At 66.9% G+C, this 1,760-nt stretch carries 1 protein-coding gene; it reads right to left on the bottom strand.

Annotated features, from left to right (window positions below; genetic code table 11):
* Positions 1–25: 25 nt before the first annotated feature.
* Positions 26–1,684 (bottom strand): ISL3 family transposase, encoded by a 1,659-nt coding sequence (locus tag EJ913_RS31190; protein WP_127005219.1) that lies wholly within the window; start codon positions 1,682–1,684, stop codon positions 26–28.
* Positions 1,685–1,760: the final 76 nt, after the last annotated feature.

Below are 1,760 nucleotides of genomic sequence, written 5' to 3'. Positions count from 1 at the left end.
CTGGTTCTCCCGCACTTTGCGTGGATCAGGCTGCGAGGAGGACGCGACGGCGCAGCAAATCGAAGTTGGCGCGTCCGTACATTTGACGCTTGATCAGCTTCAGCTTGTTGACCTGCCCCTCCGCCTGCCCGCTACTCCAGGGCATGGTGAGCGCCGCCTTGACGGCTGCCTCGTCCTGCCTCACACCGGCGGCGAAAGTTTCGACGGCCGGAATGCCGCAGGACAGCGCGTCTTTGAGCCAAGAGTCCAAAACGGCGGAGGGATTGGCGGGACGCGCATCCGATCCCACTCCGCAACGTCCGATCAGTTCAGCCAAGCGGCGGACCAAGTCACGCCCCTTGGCGACTTCCGGGTCCTGCGAAATCCGGGCGAGGGCCTCAGTTGCGGCGGTGTCGATGCTCTGCGGCGCTTGCACCAGCCGCCATGCCAGTTGTCGGGGCGAGATCAGCGCGGGGAATGGACCCTTAGCCAAGGTTGATGCGGCTTCTGAGGGGCCGGGACGCCACTTGTGCGGCGTGAACTTGGCCGGACCAGTGCGTCGCTGGTTCAGCCAGCGGCGCACCTGTTTGGCCGATCCGGCAAAGCCGCGGTCTTGGAGTTCCCGCCACAGCGCTGCGGCATTCTCGTTGCCCTCGGCCAAGCGGGCTTCGAGGTACTCACGATGCGGGGCGAGGATGCCAAGCCCGGCCTCCCGCACGGCCCGCTCAGGAAAATGCTGCGCGTGGGCGTAGCTGCGCACGGTACCGCGGGCGAGCCCCATCGTCCGGCTGATCGTGAGCAGCTTCTCGCCAGCCGCGACACGCCGCCGAACCTCCTCATACACGGCATGGCGCCGGGCACGGCTGTCCGCCGTCGCGGCGGCTTCGGTCCGGCTGCGCGGATAGCCCCCAGTGCGCCGCGCCACGGCTCCGCCCGAAACCGGCGGCAGGCGGCGCAAACGGCCGTGAACGCCGGCCAACCAGCGTTCAACCATCTGGCGCAGGTTCTGGAGCAGGTGCCAGCGATCGGCCACCTGAACCGCGCCGGGAGCGCCCAGGGCACTGCCACGGGCATACTCGGTGGAACGGTCGCGGGCGATCACCGTGACCGTGTCACGGTCCTTGAGCCAATCCGTCAGCGTCTGGGCGGTACGATCGGACAGCAGATCGACCACGCGGTGCGCCTCCAAATCAACCAGGATGGTGCCGTAGCTGCATCCTTTCCTCAGCGCCCAATCATCCACGCCCAGCACGCTCGGAGGCGCGCACTCCGGCAGGGGAAGGGCGTGCACCAACCGCAGCACGGTGTCGGCGCTGGTCGGCATGCCGAGCTGACGCAGCAGTCGTGCGCCGGCTTCCCCGCCACAGGTGACGCCGACCCGCCCTTGCGCGCCGGCGAGCCGCCGGGTGCGGCGCGCCCGCGGCGACAAAAGCTCCGGCACGGGTTCAGCGAAGGTCCGGCGCGGACAGATCGGGTTGCGGCAATAGAAACGACGAACGAGAAGCTTGATGTGGACGGCGTTCCCCAGGCTCGGAAGGTCAGCTGGATGCCGATGGTACCGGCTATGAACGGATTGGCTCGGCCGCTGACAGGATGGACAGTCTGCGTGGGAATGCTTGACCTGGGCAGCCACATGAAGACCAGCCGCGCCAACAGATTCCACCGTTATGACACGGCAGTCCGGGATTACAAAAAGCTCTTGCATGCTCCATTACATGGGATCTCCCGACGGCGCCGGCACCAGCGTGGTCAGCTTTTCCACGCAAAGTGCGGGAGAACCA

Source organism: Azospirillum doebereinerae, assembly GCF_003989665.1.
GTDB classification, from domain to species: domain Bacteria; phylum Pseudomonadota; class Alphaproteobacteria; order Azospirillales; family Azospirillaceae; genus Azospirillum; species Azospirillum doebereinerae.
The sequence above is the reverse complement of the archived record's forward strand: the minus strand, read 5'-3'. Positions and strand labels throughout refer to the sequence as shown.